This is a genomic window from Rhizobium sp. CB3060, from assembly GCF_025200735.1.
Taxonomy (GTDB): domain Bacteria; phylum Pseudomonadota; class Alphaproteobacteria; order Rhizobiales; family Rhizobiaceae; genus Rhizobium.
In genome coordinates this window covers 411,009-425,432 of the sequence record NZ_CP104158.1, presented here as the reverse complement: position 1 = coordinate 425,432, position 14,424 = coordinate 411,009, and the positions used below count along the sequence as shown (strand labels likewise).

Sequence of the window (14,424 nt, the reverse complement as noted above, 5' to 3'; positions counted from 1 at the left end):
TTATGCCTTCGATCCAGGCAAGGCAGGAATTGATTCCCAATTCTGACCCGTGAGGATCACGCAGCTTCGGCCGGAGACACCGGTGATCATCATTGTCCAACTGCCGCTTTCAGCAGCAAAGACCTCGATAATATTCCTCGGATCGAGCTGACCAATGGCCGAGAGCTTTTCGGAATAGTGCGCTTCCAGAAAAGCGACCATATCGGCGCGTTCAGCGCATGCGAACATCGCTTGCGAAGCTGCAGTACTCGGATGAAGGATTGCCGTTGCCACAAGGGCCGTTCCGATGAGGCGGCAGAGCATCGTGCGTCCCATGACGCACCTCCTTTCGCCGGAAATCCGGCGGAAGAGGAGAGTTCCGCTGACCTGCTCTGCCGCATACCGGCATCTTCATGGTCGGCCGCCTGACGCGACACGCGAGACGTGCCGCCATATGAAAATTATGACAGAAATTCTCTTATTTTCAAATGGAATCTGGATTGATTACAATGCGCTACCTTGCCGCGCGTGCGACCCAAGAGGGAATTAGCTCGCTCGACAGTTGGCGGCTCTTTTGCCCCCTGGCGAATTCGGCAAGCCGCATGCCCGTTTTGGCGGCGGCGATGGCCTGTCGCTTGGAGAGGAGCAAACCCAGTTCCAGAGGCGGCAGGCTGCGGCCGATGCGCTGGAACAAAGGCCGTCGATAACCCCGCGACGCGGTGAAGCGCGCCGGCACCTTATTCAGCGAGACATATTCGGCAATCTCATCGATCCAGCCGGCTTGCGGGCGGGCGCCGGGCTCGACGAAAAGCAGCCATTCGCCGCGCGCCGAATGCAGTATGTCTTTGATATCCCACTGGGAATAGAAACGGCAGCCGGCAGCGTCGGCCACATGCGAGGTGCCATCACGCGAGCCATGATCGAGCACGACGACGTCGCACACCAAACCTTCGATCGCGCCCGCTACCAGGGCCGCCAATGTCTGCGCCAGCTCAGGTTCCTGATCCTGGCATTCGATGATTACTGTCAACATTGCCCATTTATAAAGCGCCGCACAATTTATTGCCAGCACATAACCCTTTAAACCCGAAGGTTTAGACAAGGCTTATGTGCAGGTTCACAATGCCACCGGGACCTCTGCTCGTCGGCATGTACACGCTGCGCGGCGGAGCGTAATCGCGCATTTTGTTCTTGCAATGTTCTCGTTTGTCGGATAGGAATTTAATCATCTTAGACGCGGCATGCGATGCCATGAACCGCCCCGGAGTTACCGATGAACGAGCAGTCCCTTGCAGGGCAGGTCGCATTTGCGCCTGCCAATACGGCAGATGTTGCCAATGCTTTGATCGCCGACACCGGTCTCAGAGTCGAGATCGACCGCCGGCGCGGTCGCGGCGCCGGGCTGAACCCGAGCGGCCGATTCGAACCGCTGCGACGTGAGACATTCGATGACGGCTGGCAAACACTCGAAGAACTGCCGCCTTTCAAAACCGAAGTCCAGGTGGAGAAGCCGCGTACGGCAATCACACGCAACGAATCGCCCGATATATCCTTCGATCGTTCCATCAATCCCTATCGTGGCTGCGAGCATGGCTGCATCTATTGTTTCGCACGGCCGACGCATGCCTATATGGGCCTGTCGGCGGGACTCGATTTCGAATCAAAGCTCTTCGCCAAGCCGGACGCGGCGCGGCTTCTGGAACGGGAGCTGGCCAAGCCCGGCTACAAGCCGCGCGTCATCGCCATCGGCACCAATACCGACCCCTATCAGCCGATCGAGAAGGAATGGCGCATCATGCGGCAGATTCTCGAAGTGCTGAACAAGGCAAACCATCCGGTTGCGATCGTCACCAAGTCAGCGCTGATCATGCGCGATATCGATATTCTCCAAGAGATGGCCGCCAAGAACCTGGTTCGGGTCGGTATTTCCGTGACCACGCTCGACCGCAAGCTGGCGCGCACCATGGAACCGCGCGCGGCGACGCCGCAGCGGCGGCTGGAGGCGATCCGGGTGCTCAGCGAGGCCGGTATCCAGACGGCAGTCATGGTGGCGCCGATCATTCCGGCGCTCAACGACCACGAAATCGAGCGCATCCTCGACGCCAGCAAGGCCGCCGGCGCCCTGGAAGCAACCTATGTCATCCTGCGCCTGCCGCTGGAGGTCAGCCCGCTCTTCCGCGACTGGCTGCTGCAGAACTATCCGGATCGCTACCGCCATGTCATGTCGCTGATCCGCTCCATGCGCGGCGGCAAGGATTACGATGCCGAGTTCGGCAAACGCATGAAGGGCGCAGGCCCCTATGCCTGGCAGATCAGCCGCCGTTTCGAAATGGCAACCAAGCGGCTGGAGCTCACCCGCCGCAGTATCGCATTGCGCGACGACCTGTTTGTGCCGCCGGATGGCAGCGGCGTGCAGCTTTCGCTGCTCTGAGCGGTTCAGCTTTCGCGGAATCTTAGAACCGCTCTATCTTTTTGTTTTTTCGCAATTCCGGACGGAAAGCGGCTCACGCACTTTTCCCGGAATTGCTCTGACCCTTTCCCGCGGGTTTCCCTGCCCGCCGGAAGAGCCCCCTGGTTCGCCGCCTTGATCCACCGGGGGCTTGCAGGAGATCGGATGGTGTGCGAGCTTGCCGCATGCCACGCAGCACACCATCCGATTCTCCCATGCTTTTCGACGAGGGCCCGATCGTTCCAACCTTCGAGTTGGAGCTGATTGCCCGCCGCGCTGGACACTGGCCTGTCGCAGGTGCCGATGAAGCCGGGCGCGGGCCTCTTGCAGGTCCAGTCGTCGCGGCCGCAGTCATTCTCGATCCGGAACGCATTCCCGAGGGATTGAACGATTCCAAGCAGCTTTCGGCCATCAGGCGCGAGGCGCTGTTTGTCGAAATCCTCTCGACCGCGACCGTCTCCATTGCTTCTTCGAGCGCGGCGCGTATCGATATCACCGATATTCGCAAGGCGAGCCTCGACGCCATGCGCCGTGCCATCTGCAGCCTGGCCGTGCCGGCAAGCTACGTGCTGACGGATGGGTTGGATGTGCCCGGCGGCCTCGCTTGCCCGGGAAAAGCCGTGGTCAAGGGCGATGCCCGCTCCTTTTCCATTGCCGCAGCCTCGATCGTGGCCAAGGTGACGCGCGACCGGATGATGGCCCGCGCCGGAGATGTCTTCCCCGCATACGGCTTTGCCGCCCATGTCGGCTACGGGACGCCTGAGCACCGCGCCGGCATCGAGAAGCACGGCCCCTGCTCGCTACATCGCATGAGTTTCCGGCCGCTCCGACGGGATGAAGCCTGACAGCCGCGAGTTCTCGTTATCCTGCGAGGCAGGCCATGATCTCGCTTCGGTGCTCGCTGATATAGGCAACATCGCGCCGGTAGATATCAGCATGGCCCTCTTCAATGTTGCGGCGATATCTTTCCACACCATTGGCCGCCTCGCTTTCCATGAAGCCGACCAAGGCATTCAGACGGTCAATGATCATGCCCGGCAAGACCGATCGTTGCTCCGATGGCAAGCCGTAGGCATCAAGAAAACTGCAAGCGCGGAGGATTTGCGTATCGAGCCCGCTGAGATCTTTGACCGCGACACCGGCGGACAGAGGCGCCCAGCGATAGATGGCGTAAGCGAGATCCCAGCAACGCGGGCCGGGATGGGCCGTCTCGAAGTCGATGATACCCGTCGCCTCGCTGCCGGTGAGAACAACATTATAGGGCGCGAAATCGCCATGGCAGATCACCTCGAACGGCGGCCGCGGCGACAATTGCCATTTCTGGTCCTCCAGCATCGGCCGCATCAACAGAGCGGTGCAATCGTGATAGCGCCGCAGCAGGCGCGCCGCCGACAGCAGAGCTTCCATCGACCTCATATTCTCATTGTCGTCCAGATCACCCGTCTCTCCCGGAAGAAAGCTCACCCTCTCCCACGCCGCGTCATGTCCGGCTGATAATGGCGCATTGGTAAAGCCATGGATTTGAAGTGCAGTGAGCAGGGCGTGAACACTCGCTGTCCACGGGCGGGTGGGCCGATAGATGAGATCACCCTGGCGAAATGGTCCCTCGCCGCTCTCCCCGTTCGGTATCACCATTTCTCCCCTAAAACGAGGTCGAAATCTAATTTAGATCCGGAGCCGCCGTCAAATGTCACCGTCGCCGAGCGATGCCTTTAAAAACAAAAAGCCCAGCCGAAGCCGGGCTTTTCCAAAGATCGATTGCTTGCGCGCTCAGTTCAACCGTGACTTCACTTCGCCAACGGCGTTGCTGAAGAGTTCCGATTGAACGTGGCCGTCGGCCTTCTTGGCGAGCACGGATTCAGCGGCAGCGATGGCCAGATCGACGGCGGCGGAACGGACCGCCTTCATCGCATCGGCTTCCGCCTGCTTGATCTTCTGCTCGGAAAGCGCCGTACGGTTGGCGACGAATTCCTCCGTCTTCTTGCGAGCTTCCGTCGTCAGCATTTCAGCTTCGCGTTCGGCGGCCGCAACGATATGGGCTGCTTCGGCTTCGGCTTCCTTCCGCTTGCGCTGGTATTCAGCCAGAAGATGCTGGGCTTCTTCACGCAGGCGCTTGGCTTCAGCCAGATCGTTACGGATCTGATCGGCGCGGTCGTCCAGCGACTTGGCCATCATGCCCGGCACCTTCAGATAGACGATGAGGCCGAGGAAGATGATGAGAGCGACGAATGCAAAGAAAGTTTCGTCGAGACCGAATTCCATGGATCAACCCTCCCGCTTGGCGGATGCTTCGGCGACAGCCGAAGCGACGTCTGCCTGGCCGGCGACGTTGCCGACGAGCTGCTCGACAACGGCAGCGGCCGTTTCTTCAGCAATGGCGCCGACATCGCCGAAGGCTTTCGCCTTGATCTCGCTGATACGGACCTCAGCGGCCTTCAGCTTTTCCGAAAGGCTTGCTTCGATCGCCTTGCGATCTTCCTCAGCCTTTGCCTTGGCGGCGTCGCGGGCGGTGGCGCCGATCGAATTTGCCTTGGCGCGCGCTGCGGCCAATTCGCTTTCGTAGGTCGCAACGGCAGCATCGGCTTCGGCCTTCAGACGCGAGGCTTCGTCGATATCCTGGGCGATGCGATCGTGCCGGCTTTCCAGAATGCCGCCGACGCGCGGAATAACGATCTTCTGCATGGCCACGTAGAAGATGACGAAGGTGATCACCAGCCAAAGGAGCTGTGACGGATACGTCGTATGGTCAAACGGCGGGAATACGCCTGCGTGATGGCCCTGATCGGGCGCACCCGTCTCCGTATGCACCGCGCCGGCTGCCGGCGGTGCTTCTTCAGCATATGCCGGGGTCACAAACATGCTCACCTCCAGGTGGTCTGCAAATACAAAGAATCACGGCCCGCTGTCCCGCGAACCGTGATCTATCATGCCGTTGATATCAGACGGCGAAGAGCAGGAGGAGAGCGATGAGCAGCGAGAAGATGCCCAGAGCTTCCGTAACGGCGAAGCCGAATACCAGACGGCCGAACTGGCTGTCAGCGGCAGACGGATTGCGAAGTGCGCCGGACAGGTAGCTGCCGAAGATGTTGCCGAGGCCGAGAGCCGTACCGGCCATACCAAAGCAAGCCAGACCTGCGCCGATGAACTTTGCTGCTTCCGCTTCCATGTTGAACTCCTTTGAAATGGTTGTTGCGGCGAATGACTGACGCCCTGCAGACGTCAATGTCGGTAATCCTTAGTGGCCACCCGGATGGATTGCGTCATTGAGGTACATGCAAGTCAGCACCGCAAAGACGTAAGCCTGGAGGAAGGCGACGAGGAACTCGAGACCGGTCAGGGCGACGGTCATGATCAGGGGAAGAATGGCGCCGCCGATGCCAAGCGCACCAAGGGCTCCGAGCGAGGCAACGAAGCCTGCGAACACCTTAAGCGTGATATGGCCTGCCAGCATGTTGGCGAAAAGACGAACGGAGAGTGAAATGGGCCGCGACAGGAAGGAGATGATTTCGATGATCACCACCAGCGGCAGAAGAATGCCGGGAACGCCCTGCGGCACGAAGAGCTTGAAAAAGCCGAAGCCATGCTTGATGACGCCGTAGAGAATGACCGTCAGGATGACCAGAAGCGCCAGTGCAAACGTGACGATGATTTGGCTGGTGACGGTGAAGAAATAGGGAACCATGCCAAGCAGGTTCGCCGTCAGCACGAACATGAAGAGTGAGAAGACCAGCGGGAAGAACTTCATCCCCTTGGTTCCCGCCCCTTCTTTCAGCATCGAGGCGATGAACTCATAAGACATCTCCGCCACCGACTGGGCGCGGCTCGGAATGACGCTGCGATGCGAGGTGGCGAAATAGAGGAAGCCGGCAGAGATAACTGCCGAGGCAACCATGAACAGCGAAGCATTGGTGAACGAAAAATCAATTCCGCCGATATCGATCGGGATAATCTTGAAGATCAGGAACTGATGGGTAGGTCCGTTTGCCACCGCTTGTTCTCTTTCATTTTCCCGCTCGTCAAAGCGGATGCCTCTCACCAGGAAACTGCACCGTAGCGCCGCTTCCGCCTCATTTCTTATCTAGCCCGTGCTTTTCAAGCATTGGTGTCGCCACCTTGCCTGCAGAGCGCAAAACATTCAGAACGCCGGCACAAAATCCGAGAAGCAGAAGAATAATCATGCCCCACGGCGTCGTGCCGACAAAACGGTCGAAGAAATAGCCCAGAACAGCGCCAACGATGATGGCAGCGATGAATTCACTAGAAAGCTTCATCGCCTGGGCATAGCCTTTGCGGCTCTCCTCGGCGCGAACCTCCCCTCGTTCATCCTCTCCCAACGCAGAACGCTTGTTCGCCAGCTCGGCTTCCAATTGCTCTCGTCGCTTTTCCAGACCTTCGTCGCGGTCATCCGCCATGGTGATGTCCTCCCATTTTCGTTGCGCGCTATCCCATTACCCCGGTCAACGCATAAACGAACGGCAGGTTTCGCCACCTTTTCGGCCCGTTTGAAGTCGCGCGCAACATAGTTTTAGGAAAAAGCATAGTCAAGGCGTAGACGTCATCTGTCCAGCCATAAATTAGCCGAATTAAATCATAATCTTAGGGCGAATATGCGATGCCGGCGTAAAACTGAGCCGAAGAATCCTCTTCAGGCCGGGTTTTTCTGTGGCCTTTTTATCGCTCACTGGGCCAGATCAGTCCCGCCGCGCAATCGACCGTCAGCTCCAGCCGCCGCCATAGGTCCGATAGAAGATGTGCATGCCGATGCGGCCGACTTTCACCATCTCGGCCGCCCATTTCGGCCGGACGTAGACGGCGTGATAGTGCGTGGCGGAACCGACTTCCGGCAGCCAGATTTTGCCAGCGGTCACCGCCATGGCGACCTGGCGGGCGACTTTCCAATGTTCGGGCGAATTGACCCGATCCTTGACGTTGTCGCAGGCAAAGGAGAACTGGCATGCATTACGCCAATCGTCGTTCTGATAGACGACGCCGCAAATGGTTTTCGGATAGGCTGGGTTGCGGACGCGGTTGAGGATGACCTGCGCGACGGCCGCCTGCCCCTTCACCGATTCCCCACGCGCTTCAAAATAGATGCCGGTGGCAAGGCATTGCTGTTCGTCCGAGGAAAAGACCGAGGGCGGCAGAACATTCGCGGCCCAGGCGTGATCCTGAGGACCGATCTGCGGTACGAAACGGCCTGCGTTGTCCTGATCCTTGGCAAGAATCGAATCAAAGGGCGAGACACGGGCGTAGTCCGGTGGCGGCGACGCATAGGCGGCAGCGAGCACATCGGCATCCTGGCTTGTTACCAGGCTCGCAAGATAGGACGGCACGCTATGGTCCGGCTTCTGCGGCTCCTTTCGATAGAAGGCCGTCGCGATCTGAATTTCCTTGCCGCCGATCTTCGGCTTCAGGAAAGCGGTCTTGTCCTTGGTATCCAGTTCGGGCCGCAACAGCATGCTTTCACGCTGCAGCACGGAACCAGCGGAAAAATCCTTGGGCGGCTGCATCGGCGCGACGGCGACTATCCTGCCCTTCTTGTCCTGGCGATTGATGCGGTCTTCGTCCGGCCTGGGATCGCTGCCCTTTTCTTCCGACCGGAACGCAACGCGGCGGCCATCGGGCAGGACGAGACCGGCGTCGCCAATGGCAGCAGCGGTCGAGGCGTCGCCGAAGGCAAGCTCGGCCTGATGAGTCGAACCTGCCGGTGAATTGGTAATGACCATCCGCCAGTTGCTGCTCCCCCTGTCGATGCCCGCCAGCAGACCGGCAAGATCGGCATAGGCCGCCGTCGACGGAAAGATCAGCCATGCGCAAAGCCCGAAGACGGCTGGCGAAGTCCAGTTTTTCGGCACGAGGCCATACTTGCGGGGGACACGACTCGGACGAGACAATACCGGACTCCAAACGGCACTCGGGATAGGAGCCGAAATAATCTCGCATTAACCTTGATGGATGGTTAATTCTGGCCGCCGCTCGGTACGGCATCTATTCATGAACCTACAAGCAAAAGGCCCCGCGGATATCCACGGGGCCTTCGATGCAAGCAAGCTGACTGATCCGCGTCAGATGATGACGTGCGAGCCCAATTCGACGACGCGGTTGGCCGGCAGGCGGAAATAGTCCGAGGGGTCGGTCGCGGCATTGGCGAGGGCGATGTAGAGCCGGTCCTGCCAATGCGGCATGCCCGACTTGGCGTCCGGAACCAGCTTGCGGCGGCCGAGATAGAAGGAGGTCGACATGATATCGAACTTCAGTCCGGTCTTGCGCAGGGTCGCCAGCGCCTGCGAAACATTTTGCGATTCCATGAAGCCGAAGCGCAGTTCGACGCGCGAGAAGCGGTCGGAGACTTTCTCGACCGAGTAGCGGTCCTCCTGTACGACACGCGGCTTGTTGATCGTCCGGATCGTCAGGATGACGTTCTTGTCGTGCAGAACGTGATTGTGCTTCAGATTGTGCAGCAGCGCCGCCGGTGCCGATTCCGGATCGCTGGTGAGGAAGATCGCCGTTCCCGGGACATGCGCCGGCGAGTGGTCGCTCTTGCGCTCGATCGAACTGACGAAGGACGACAACGGAATATCCGTATGCCGCGTCTTCTCCATCAGGATCGCCGTACCGCGACGCCAAGTCCACATGATCACTGTGAAGGCGGTCGCGATCAGCACCGGAACATAGCCGCCGTCGTGAATCTTCAAAAGGTTGGCGCCCAGGAAGACGAATTCCAGCAACAGCAGCGGCGCCAGCACACCCACTGCCATCGGCAGCGTCCAGTTCCAGCGAACACGCACGAATTCGAAGGCCATGATCGAGGTGACGACCATCGCACCGGTCACCGAGATGCCATAGGCCGTCGCCAGCGCATCCGAGGTCTTGAAGCTCAACACCAGGAAGATGACGCCGAAAAACAGCACCGTGTTAACCGAAGGCAGGAAAATCTGGCCGGTATTGGTCTCGGAGGTGATGAGGATTTCCATGCGCGGCAGGAAGCCGAGGTGAATGGCCTGCCGCGTGAGCGAGAAGGCGCCGGTGATGACAGCCTGACTGGCGATGATCGTCGCCAGGGTGGCGAGAATGACCACTGGCAGGATCGCCCAATGCGGATACATCAAGAAGAACGGGTCGGACATGGCGAGCGGCTGGCGCAGCACCAAGGCACCCTGCCCCAGATAATTCAGCGTCAATGACGGAAACACCAGGGCAAACCAGGCCCATTGGATCGGACGGCGGCCGAAATGCCCTAGATCGGCGTAAAGTGCCTCCGCGCCGGTGACGGTCAGGAAGACCGCGCCAAGCACGACGACACCGAGAAAACCCTCGTTGATCAGGAAGTTGATCGCATACCAGGGATTCAAAGCGGCCAGAATGCCGAAATCATCCGAGATATGCATGATGCCGACAGCGCCCATGACGATGAACCAGAGCGCCGTGATCGGGCCGAAGAAGCGCGCGACCGCGCCGGTGCCATGCGACTGGATCGCGAAGAGCAGCGCCAGGATCGCGACCGAGATCGGCACGATGTAGTCCGCCAGCCTCGGCGTCACCAATTTCAGACCTTCGACAGCCGAAAGAACCGACAGCGCCGGCGTGATCATTGCGTCGCCAAGGAAGAGCGCCGCGCCCAACAGGCCGAGCAGCATCAGAACGGCGGTGTGCCCGTTCGCCGTCTTCATCAGCAGCGCCAAGAGCGACAGCGTGCCGCCTTCGCCATCATTGTCCGCTCGCAGCAGAAAAAGGACATATTTGATGGTGACGATGATGGTGAGCGCCCAGAACATCAGCGAAACGAGGCTGATGACTTCGCCGCGCGTCAGGCCATCGGCGGCTACCGGTTTCAGCGCCTCGCGAAAGGCGTAAAGCGGGCTCGTACCGATATCACCATAGACTACGCCAACCGACCCCAAGGCGAGGTAGAAGAGTTTGCGTGGATTCATTTTCCCGTCGGGAGAATGATGGGTTTCGTCAGACATTCAGGATCACTAGACTCTCAGAGCCAGCCTTTCCAGCGAAAAAAGAAAAATGGAACGACGGCAGACACCACCATCAAAAGCAACGATGCCGGATACCCGTAGGCAAAATGCAACTCCGGCATGAACTCGAAGTTCATGCCGTAGACCGAGGCAACAAGCGTCGGCGGCAAGAAGACTACGGAGGCAATCGAGAAAATCTTGATGATGGCGTTCTGCTCGATATTGATCAGGCCGAGCGATGCATCCAGCAGGAAGGTAATGTTACCGGCGACGAAGGACGCATGTTCGGATAGAGATTGCACATCCCGCGAGACATTGCGGCACAATTCCTTGGCCTCTCGGTCCTGCTGCATGGCGGGGATGGTTTGGAGGAAGGTCAAAACCCGCGACAATGAACTCAGGCTGTCGCGCACCTTGCTGACCGCGCGGTGATAGCCTGCAATGTCTTTCAGCTTCTCTTCCAGATAGTTCGACGGACGACGGATTTTTTTCACACGGTCGCCGAACACATGCACTGACAATATATCGATGCTGGAAACCGTCTGTTCAAGGACCTCGGCCGTGCGGTCGACAATGGTTTCCAGAAGTTTCGCCAGAAGCGCGACACCGGTGCGCCGCTCCTGCGGAATGCGCTGCAGCGCTGCAATGAACAGTGCAAAGGATTTCGGCCGCGCGTAGCGGATGGTGATGAGGCGATGACCCGTCAAAATGAAAGCGACATCGGTCAGCGTCGGCAGGTTGGTATCGGCCTTCCACAGCAGCGAAGCCGTCAGGAAAACTGCGCCGTCGTCGACATAGAGCCTGCTTGAGGGCTCTATGTCCTTCATATCCTCGCGCGTCGGCACCTCGAGCCCCAGCAGGCGCTCGATGTTCGTCTCTTCTTCACGCGACGGTTCGACCATATCGATCCAGATGGCGTTGTCCGGCAATTGGGCAACGGTCGAAAGATCTGCCAATTCGAAGGACTTGCAATCGGAGCAATAGGCCGTGATCAACGGATCGTCCTCGGCACACAGGCAAAGCTATAACCACGGCGCCTTGTGCGCTCTCGCCGCAATTTTGCCGATGGCCCTTGAAAAAAATTCATAAAACTCCGGCCGTATCCCGCCGGTCCGGCCGGGAATGCGTGTCCATGCTCCATTGCGCTGCTGTACCAATCCTTCGTCCGTCATGACAAAGCCGATTGCTCAGGCGAGACGAAGTCACCATTTGGCGGATGGCCGTCATCGGATATGGCCGACCAAATTCTCACCGGCGGCGCATATGCAGCAAAGCTCGCAAAGAATCAAGTCACAACCCCTCTAATGCGCGCTTTCACCGCAGATTCACAATCCCGCGAAGTCATAGCACACGGCACGGCCAAGGCAATCGTGCCGATCGCCGCTCAGGTCACGCCATTGTGAATTATTCGAAGACGATGGAGGGTGCGGCGCGCTGAGGTGTGTTACTGACCTGCGCCCAGACTTTGGCGGCGATATCGCGATAGATGCCGGCGATCGTGCCATTGGGGTCGGAAGCAACCAGCGGCGTGCCGGCATCGGACGTCTCGCGGATGCCCATGGTCAGCGGCACTTCGCCGAGGAAGGGTACACTGATGCGCTCCGCCTCCTTGCGCGCCCCACCATGACCGAAGATATCATAACGGGTGCCGGTGTCCGGAGCGATGAAATAGCTCATGTTCTCGACAATGCCGAGAACGGGCACTTCCACCTTCCGGAACATGTTGAGGCCTTTGCGCGCGTCGATCAGCGCCAGATCCTGCGGTGTCGAAACGATGATGGCGCCAGCGAGCGGCACCTGCTGCGCCATGGTAAGCTGCGCGTCGCCGGTACCCGGCGGCATATCGACGACGAGAACGTCTAGCTCGCCCCAGGCGACTTCTCGCAGCATCTGCAGCAGCGCCGACTGTACCATCGGCCCGCGCCAGATCATCGCCGTCTCTTCTTCGACGAGGAAGCCCATGGACATGACCTTGAGGCCGTAATTCTCCATGGGGTTGATGATGCGGCCGTCGATCTGGGTCGGCCGGCCGGAAATCTTCAACAGGCGCGGCATGGAGGGGCCGTAGATATCGGCATCCAGAATACCGACGCGCAGGCCATTGGCGAGCAGACCCAGCGCGAGATTGACGGCCGTCGTCGACTTGCCGACACCGCCCTTGCCAGAGGCAACCGCAATGATGGCGCCGATGCCGGGTACGCCGATCTTGCCGGCGCGAGGCGGCTGCTGCGGCGCATGGGCGTGGGAATGGGCATGCGGCTGAGCGGGAGCCGGGCGTGCCGGACGCGCACCAGCGGCATTGGCCTTCTTGTCCGCCGTCAGCGCGACTAGGGCGCCTTTGACGCCGGGCAATTCCTTGATCACGCGCTCGGCCGCAAGTCGCATCGGTTCCAGCTCCTTGGCGCGCTCTGCCGGAACCGTGATCGAGAAATAGACCTTGTTGTCGGAAATGAAGACATCCGAGACCATGCCGAGCTCAACGATATTGTGCTCCAGGTCGGGGCCGCGAACGGTCCTCAGCGTCTCCAGAACCTGTTCCTTGGTGATGTCTGCCATTCCATCCTCACTGCACGATTTCCATCCGGATGGCGGCGCATGCACGCCCACGCAGCAAACGCTCCGGATCTCTTGAGGCTTAAATAGTGGAGTGAGAGAACTTCGCCAAACGAAATTAAAGGGAATATCGACACGATACTGCCGTTGCGGCCGGCAGGTCCGCCGGGCTTTATAGCCCTACCAGCCGCAACGCTCCCTTGGAGACCAAAATGTCAGCGGCCGCACATAACGCAAAGCTTTGAAAGGAGTAGGGCGAGCGCACGAAAAATCGCTCCTTAAAACCCGTTGATTTTGCGGACGTGCCAAATAAGCAACAGCCGCCACCGATATTGCCGCTGGGAGAAGCAACGACTAAAATATCAGCAGCGGCTGCCCGATCCGCGCGCGTTTATCGGCGCTGTTATCAAAGTCCCCTCTGGACCTCTTCCTATGGAAATGCAGAAAGCGTGCCAGTTTCGCGAAATTAGAAAAATTGTTATTTTTCAGTTCGTTATAGGTTTTCGCAGTCACAGCCTGAAGTCAGTGCGGGATATATCGGCAAATTTTATGTGCAGCGCACAAAATTCACGCAGAAAATTGCCTGGATTTCGCTCGCACCAGCTGCCTGGACTGAACCTCAGCCTAAGACCGCTGCGGACCGGGATGGTGTCTATTTTATCAGCCCGACACGCAGCGCCTTGGCGACTGCCTGGGTACGGTTGACGGTATCCAGCTTCTTGGTGGCTCGGTTCAGGTAGTGATTCACCGTATGTTCGGAGAGGCTCAGGATTTCCGCGATTTCGGCGCTGGTCTTGCCGGCCGCCGTCCAGTTCAGGCAATCGATCTCCCGGTCGGTCAGCGCGTCGATGACGCGCACGTCCATATTGCGGATTTCGGCGAGCCTATCGAAGACGTAGATTGCGACATAGCTGAGATCCTTGATCTCTTCCTGGGTAAATGTCTCGCGGTCGCCAGCGAGCGATATCGCGCCACGAAGACCGGATGCGTCATGGGTGGGCAGATAGACGCAGCGCGTCATACGAAAGCGTTCGAACAGGGCCGCGATGAGTTGCGCCCTGCTATCGTCGCGATTGGTGCCCACCGTTGTCTCGTGAACGAAAGGCAGCGTGGAGCTGCGCAGGCGTCGCAGCACAGGGCTGTTCGCCATCAATCCTTCCTGGTCGTAGGTCGCCAGGAGTTCGGCAGGCCAGTTGTTGATGACCGAATTGCTCTGCAGTTCGAAGGATGTCACCGGCGGCAGGTTCAAAACCATGAAAGCCCGGCAGCGATAGGCTTCAGTCAGCCGCTTCATGAAACGAAAAACATCAAACTGTGTTTTCAGACCGCTAATTTCATTAATGTAATCTTCCCCCCGAGGGGGCTTTCCCGCCTGCACCAATGCTGCCATCATTAGTCTTCTTTACATAAGGGAGGGGCACAACGCGAAAACGCCGCCTCCAGGCCTCCGGGTCACCACATGAACGCCGACAAACC

The 14,424-nt window shown here is 59.0% G+C and carries 15 protein-coding genes; 2 read left to right on the top strand and 13 right to left on the bottom strand.

The window, feature by feature from the left end:
- Positions 1–315 (bottom strand): hypothetical protein, encoded by a 315-nt coding sequence (locus N2601_RS02070; RefSeq protein ID WP_104822162.1) that lies wholly within the window; start codon positions 313–315, stop codon positions 1–3.
- 178 nt (positions 316–493) lie between these two features.
- Positions 494–1,012 carry a glycosyl transferase gene (locus N2601_RS02065; protein ID WP_104822161.1) on the bottom strand — a complete coding sequence of 173 codons (519 nt, stop codon included), beginning with the start codon at positions 1,010–1,012 and terminating at the stop codon, positions 494–496.
- A gap of 240 nt (positions 1,013–1,252) precedes the next feature.
- Between N2601_RS02065 and N2601_RS02060 the strand changes: the two genes are divergently transcribed.
- Both N2601_RS02060 and N2601_RS02055 read left to right on the top strand, forming a co-directional pair.
- Positions 1,253–2,410, top strand: a complete 1,158-nt coding sequence (locus N2601_RS02060; RefSeq protein WP_104822160.1) for a PA0069 family radical SAM protein — start codon at positions 1,253–1,255, stop codon at positions 2,408–2,410.
- 203 nt (positions 2,411–2,613) lie between these two features.
- Entirely contained in the window at positions 2,614–3,273 is a 660-nt protein-coding gene (locus N2601_RS02055) for a ribonuclease HII (RefSeq protein WP_104822159.1), read from the top strand.
- Between the two features lie 16 nt (positions 3,274–3,289).
- Here N2601_RS02055 and N2601_RS02050 read toward each other — a convergent pair whose 3' ends face one another.
- The 11 genes from N2601_RS02050 to N2601_RS02000 all read right to left on the bottom strand — a co-directional run bounded on the left by N2601_RS02050 (position 3,290) and on the right by N2601_RS02000 (position 14,341).
- Positions 3,290–4,063 (bottom strand): phosphotransferase enzyme family protein, encoded by a 774-nt coding sequence (locus tag N2601_RS02050; protein WP_104822158.1) that lies wholly within the window; start codon positions 4,061–4,063, stop codon positions 3,290–3,292.
- A gap of 135 nt (positions 4,064–4,198) precedes the next feature.
- The gene (locus tag N2601_RS02045) at positions 4,199–4,690 is read right to left on the bottom strand and encodes a F0F1 ATP synthase subunit B (RefSeq protein ID WP_104822157.1); all 492 of its coding nucleotides are present in this window, start codon (positions 4,688–4,690) and stop codon (positions 4,199–4,201) included.
- A gap of 3 nt (positions 4,691–4,693) precedes the next feature.
- Positions 4,694–5,287 (bottom strand): F0F1 ATP synthase subunit B, encoded by a 594-nt coding sequence (locus N2601_RS02040; RefSeq protein WP_104822156.1) that lies wholly within the window; start codon positions 5,285–5,287, stop codon positions 4,694–4,696.
- 79 nt (positions 5,288–5,366) lie between these two features.
- Positions 5,367–5,594, bottom strand: coding sequence for a F0F1 ATP synthase subunit C (locus N2601_RS02035; RefSeq protein WP_028750571.1), 228 nt, complete (start codon positions 5,592–5,594; stop codon positions 5,367–5,369).
- Positions 5,595–5,663: 69 nt separating this feature from the next.
- The gene (locus N2601_RS02030; RefSeq protein ID WP_104822155.1) at positions 5,664–6,416 is read right to left on the bottom strand and encodes a F0F1 ATP synthase subunit A; all 753 of its coding nucleotides are present in this window, start codon (positions 6,414–6,416) and stop codon (positions 5,664–5,666) included.
- 79 nt (positions 6,417–6,495) lie between these two features.
- Positions 6,496–6,840: an AtpZ/AtpI family protein gene (locus tag N2601_RS02025; RefSeq protein WP_104822154.1), complete on the bottom strand. Its 345-nt coding sequence runs from the start codon at positions 6,838–6,840 to the stop codon at positions 6,496–6,498.
- Between the two features lie 303 nt (positions 6,841–7,143).
- Complete coding sequence (locus tag N2601_RS02020) at positions 7,144–8,322, bottom strand: cell wall hydrolase (protein ID WP_260303373.1); 1,179 nt, start codon at positions 8,320–8,322, stop codon at positions 7,144–7,146.
- Between the two features lie 171 nt (positions 8,323–8,493).
- Entirely contained in the window at positions 8,494–10,395 is a 1,902-nt protein-coding gene (locus N2601_RS02015; RefSeq protein WP_104822152.1) for a potassium transporter Kup, read from the bottom strand.
- Positions 10,396–10,412: 17 nt separating this feature from the next.
- A complete protein-coding gene (gene corA / locus N2601_RS02010) occupies positions 10,413–11,390 on the bottom strand; it encodes a magnesium/cobalt transporter CorA (RefSeq protein ID WP_104822151.1) in 978 nt (325 codons plus the stop codon).
- Positions 11,391–11,799: 409 nt separating this feature from the next.
- Complete coding sequence (apbC, locus tag N2601_RS02005) at positions 11,800–12,951, bottom strand: iron-sulfur cluster carrier protein ApbC (protein ID WP_104822150.1); 1,152 nt, start codon at positions 12,949–12,951, stop codon at positions 11,800–11,802.
- Between the two features lie 649 nt (positions 12,952–13,600).
- Positions 13,601–14,341, bottom strand: coding sequence for a helix-turn-helix transcriptional regulator (locus N2601_RS02000; protein WP_445944977.1), 741 nt, complete (start codon positions 14,339–14,341; stop codon positions 13,601–13,603).
- Between the last annotated feature and the right edge of the window lie 83 nt (positions 14,342–14,424).

Bases quoted from the DNA above. Each gene is read 5' to 3' on its own strand.
- N2601_RS02070 (WP_104822162.1), bottom strand. From the start codon at position 315: ATGGGACGCACGATGCTCTGCCGCCTCATCGGAACGGCCCTTGTGGCA.
- N2601_RS02065 (WP_104822161.1), bottom strand. From the start codon at position 1,012: ATGTTGACAGTAATCATCGAATGCCAGGATCAGGAACCTGAGCTGGCG.
- N2601_RS02060 (WP_104822160.1), top strand. From the start codon at position 1,253: ATGAACGAGCAGTCCCTTGCAGGGCAGGTCGCATTTGCGCCTGCCAAT.
- N2601_RS02055 (WP_104822159.1), top strand. From the start codon at position 2,614: ATGCCACGCAGCACACCATCCGATTCTCCCATGCTTTTCGACGAGGGC.
- N2601_RS02050 (WP_104822158.1), bottom strand. From the start codon at position 4,063: ATGGTGATACCGAACGGGGAGAGCGGCGAGGGACCATTTCGCCAGGGT.
- N2601_RS02045 (WP_104822157.1), bottom strand. From the start codon at position 4,690: ATGGAATTCGGTCTCGACGAAACTTTCTTTGCATTCGTCGCTCTCATC.
- N2601_RS02040 (WP_104822156.1), bottom strand. From the start codon at position 5,287: ATGTTTGTGACCCCGGCATATGCTGAAGAAGCACCGCCGGCAGCCGGC.
- N2601_RS02035 (WP_028750571.1), bottom strand. From the start codon at position 5,594: ATGGAAGCGGAAGCAGCAAAGTTCATCGGCGCAGGTCTGGCTTGCTTT.
- N2601_RS02025 (WP_104822154.1), bottom strand. From the start codon at position 6,840: ATGGCGGATGACCGCGACGAAGGTCTGGAAAAGCGACGAGAGCAATTG.
- N2601_RS02015 (WP_104822152.1), bottom strand. From the start codon at position 10,395: ATGTCTGACGAAACCCATCATTCTCCCGACGGGAAAATGAATCCACGC.
- apbC (WP_104822150.1), bottom strand. From the start codon at position 12,951: ATGGCAGACATCACCAAGGAACAGGTTCTGGAGACGCTGAGGACCGTT.
- N2601_RS02000 (WP_445944977.1), bottom strand. From the start codon at position 14,341: ATGATGGCAGCATTGGTGCAGGCGGGAAAGCCCCCTCGGGGGGAAGAT.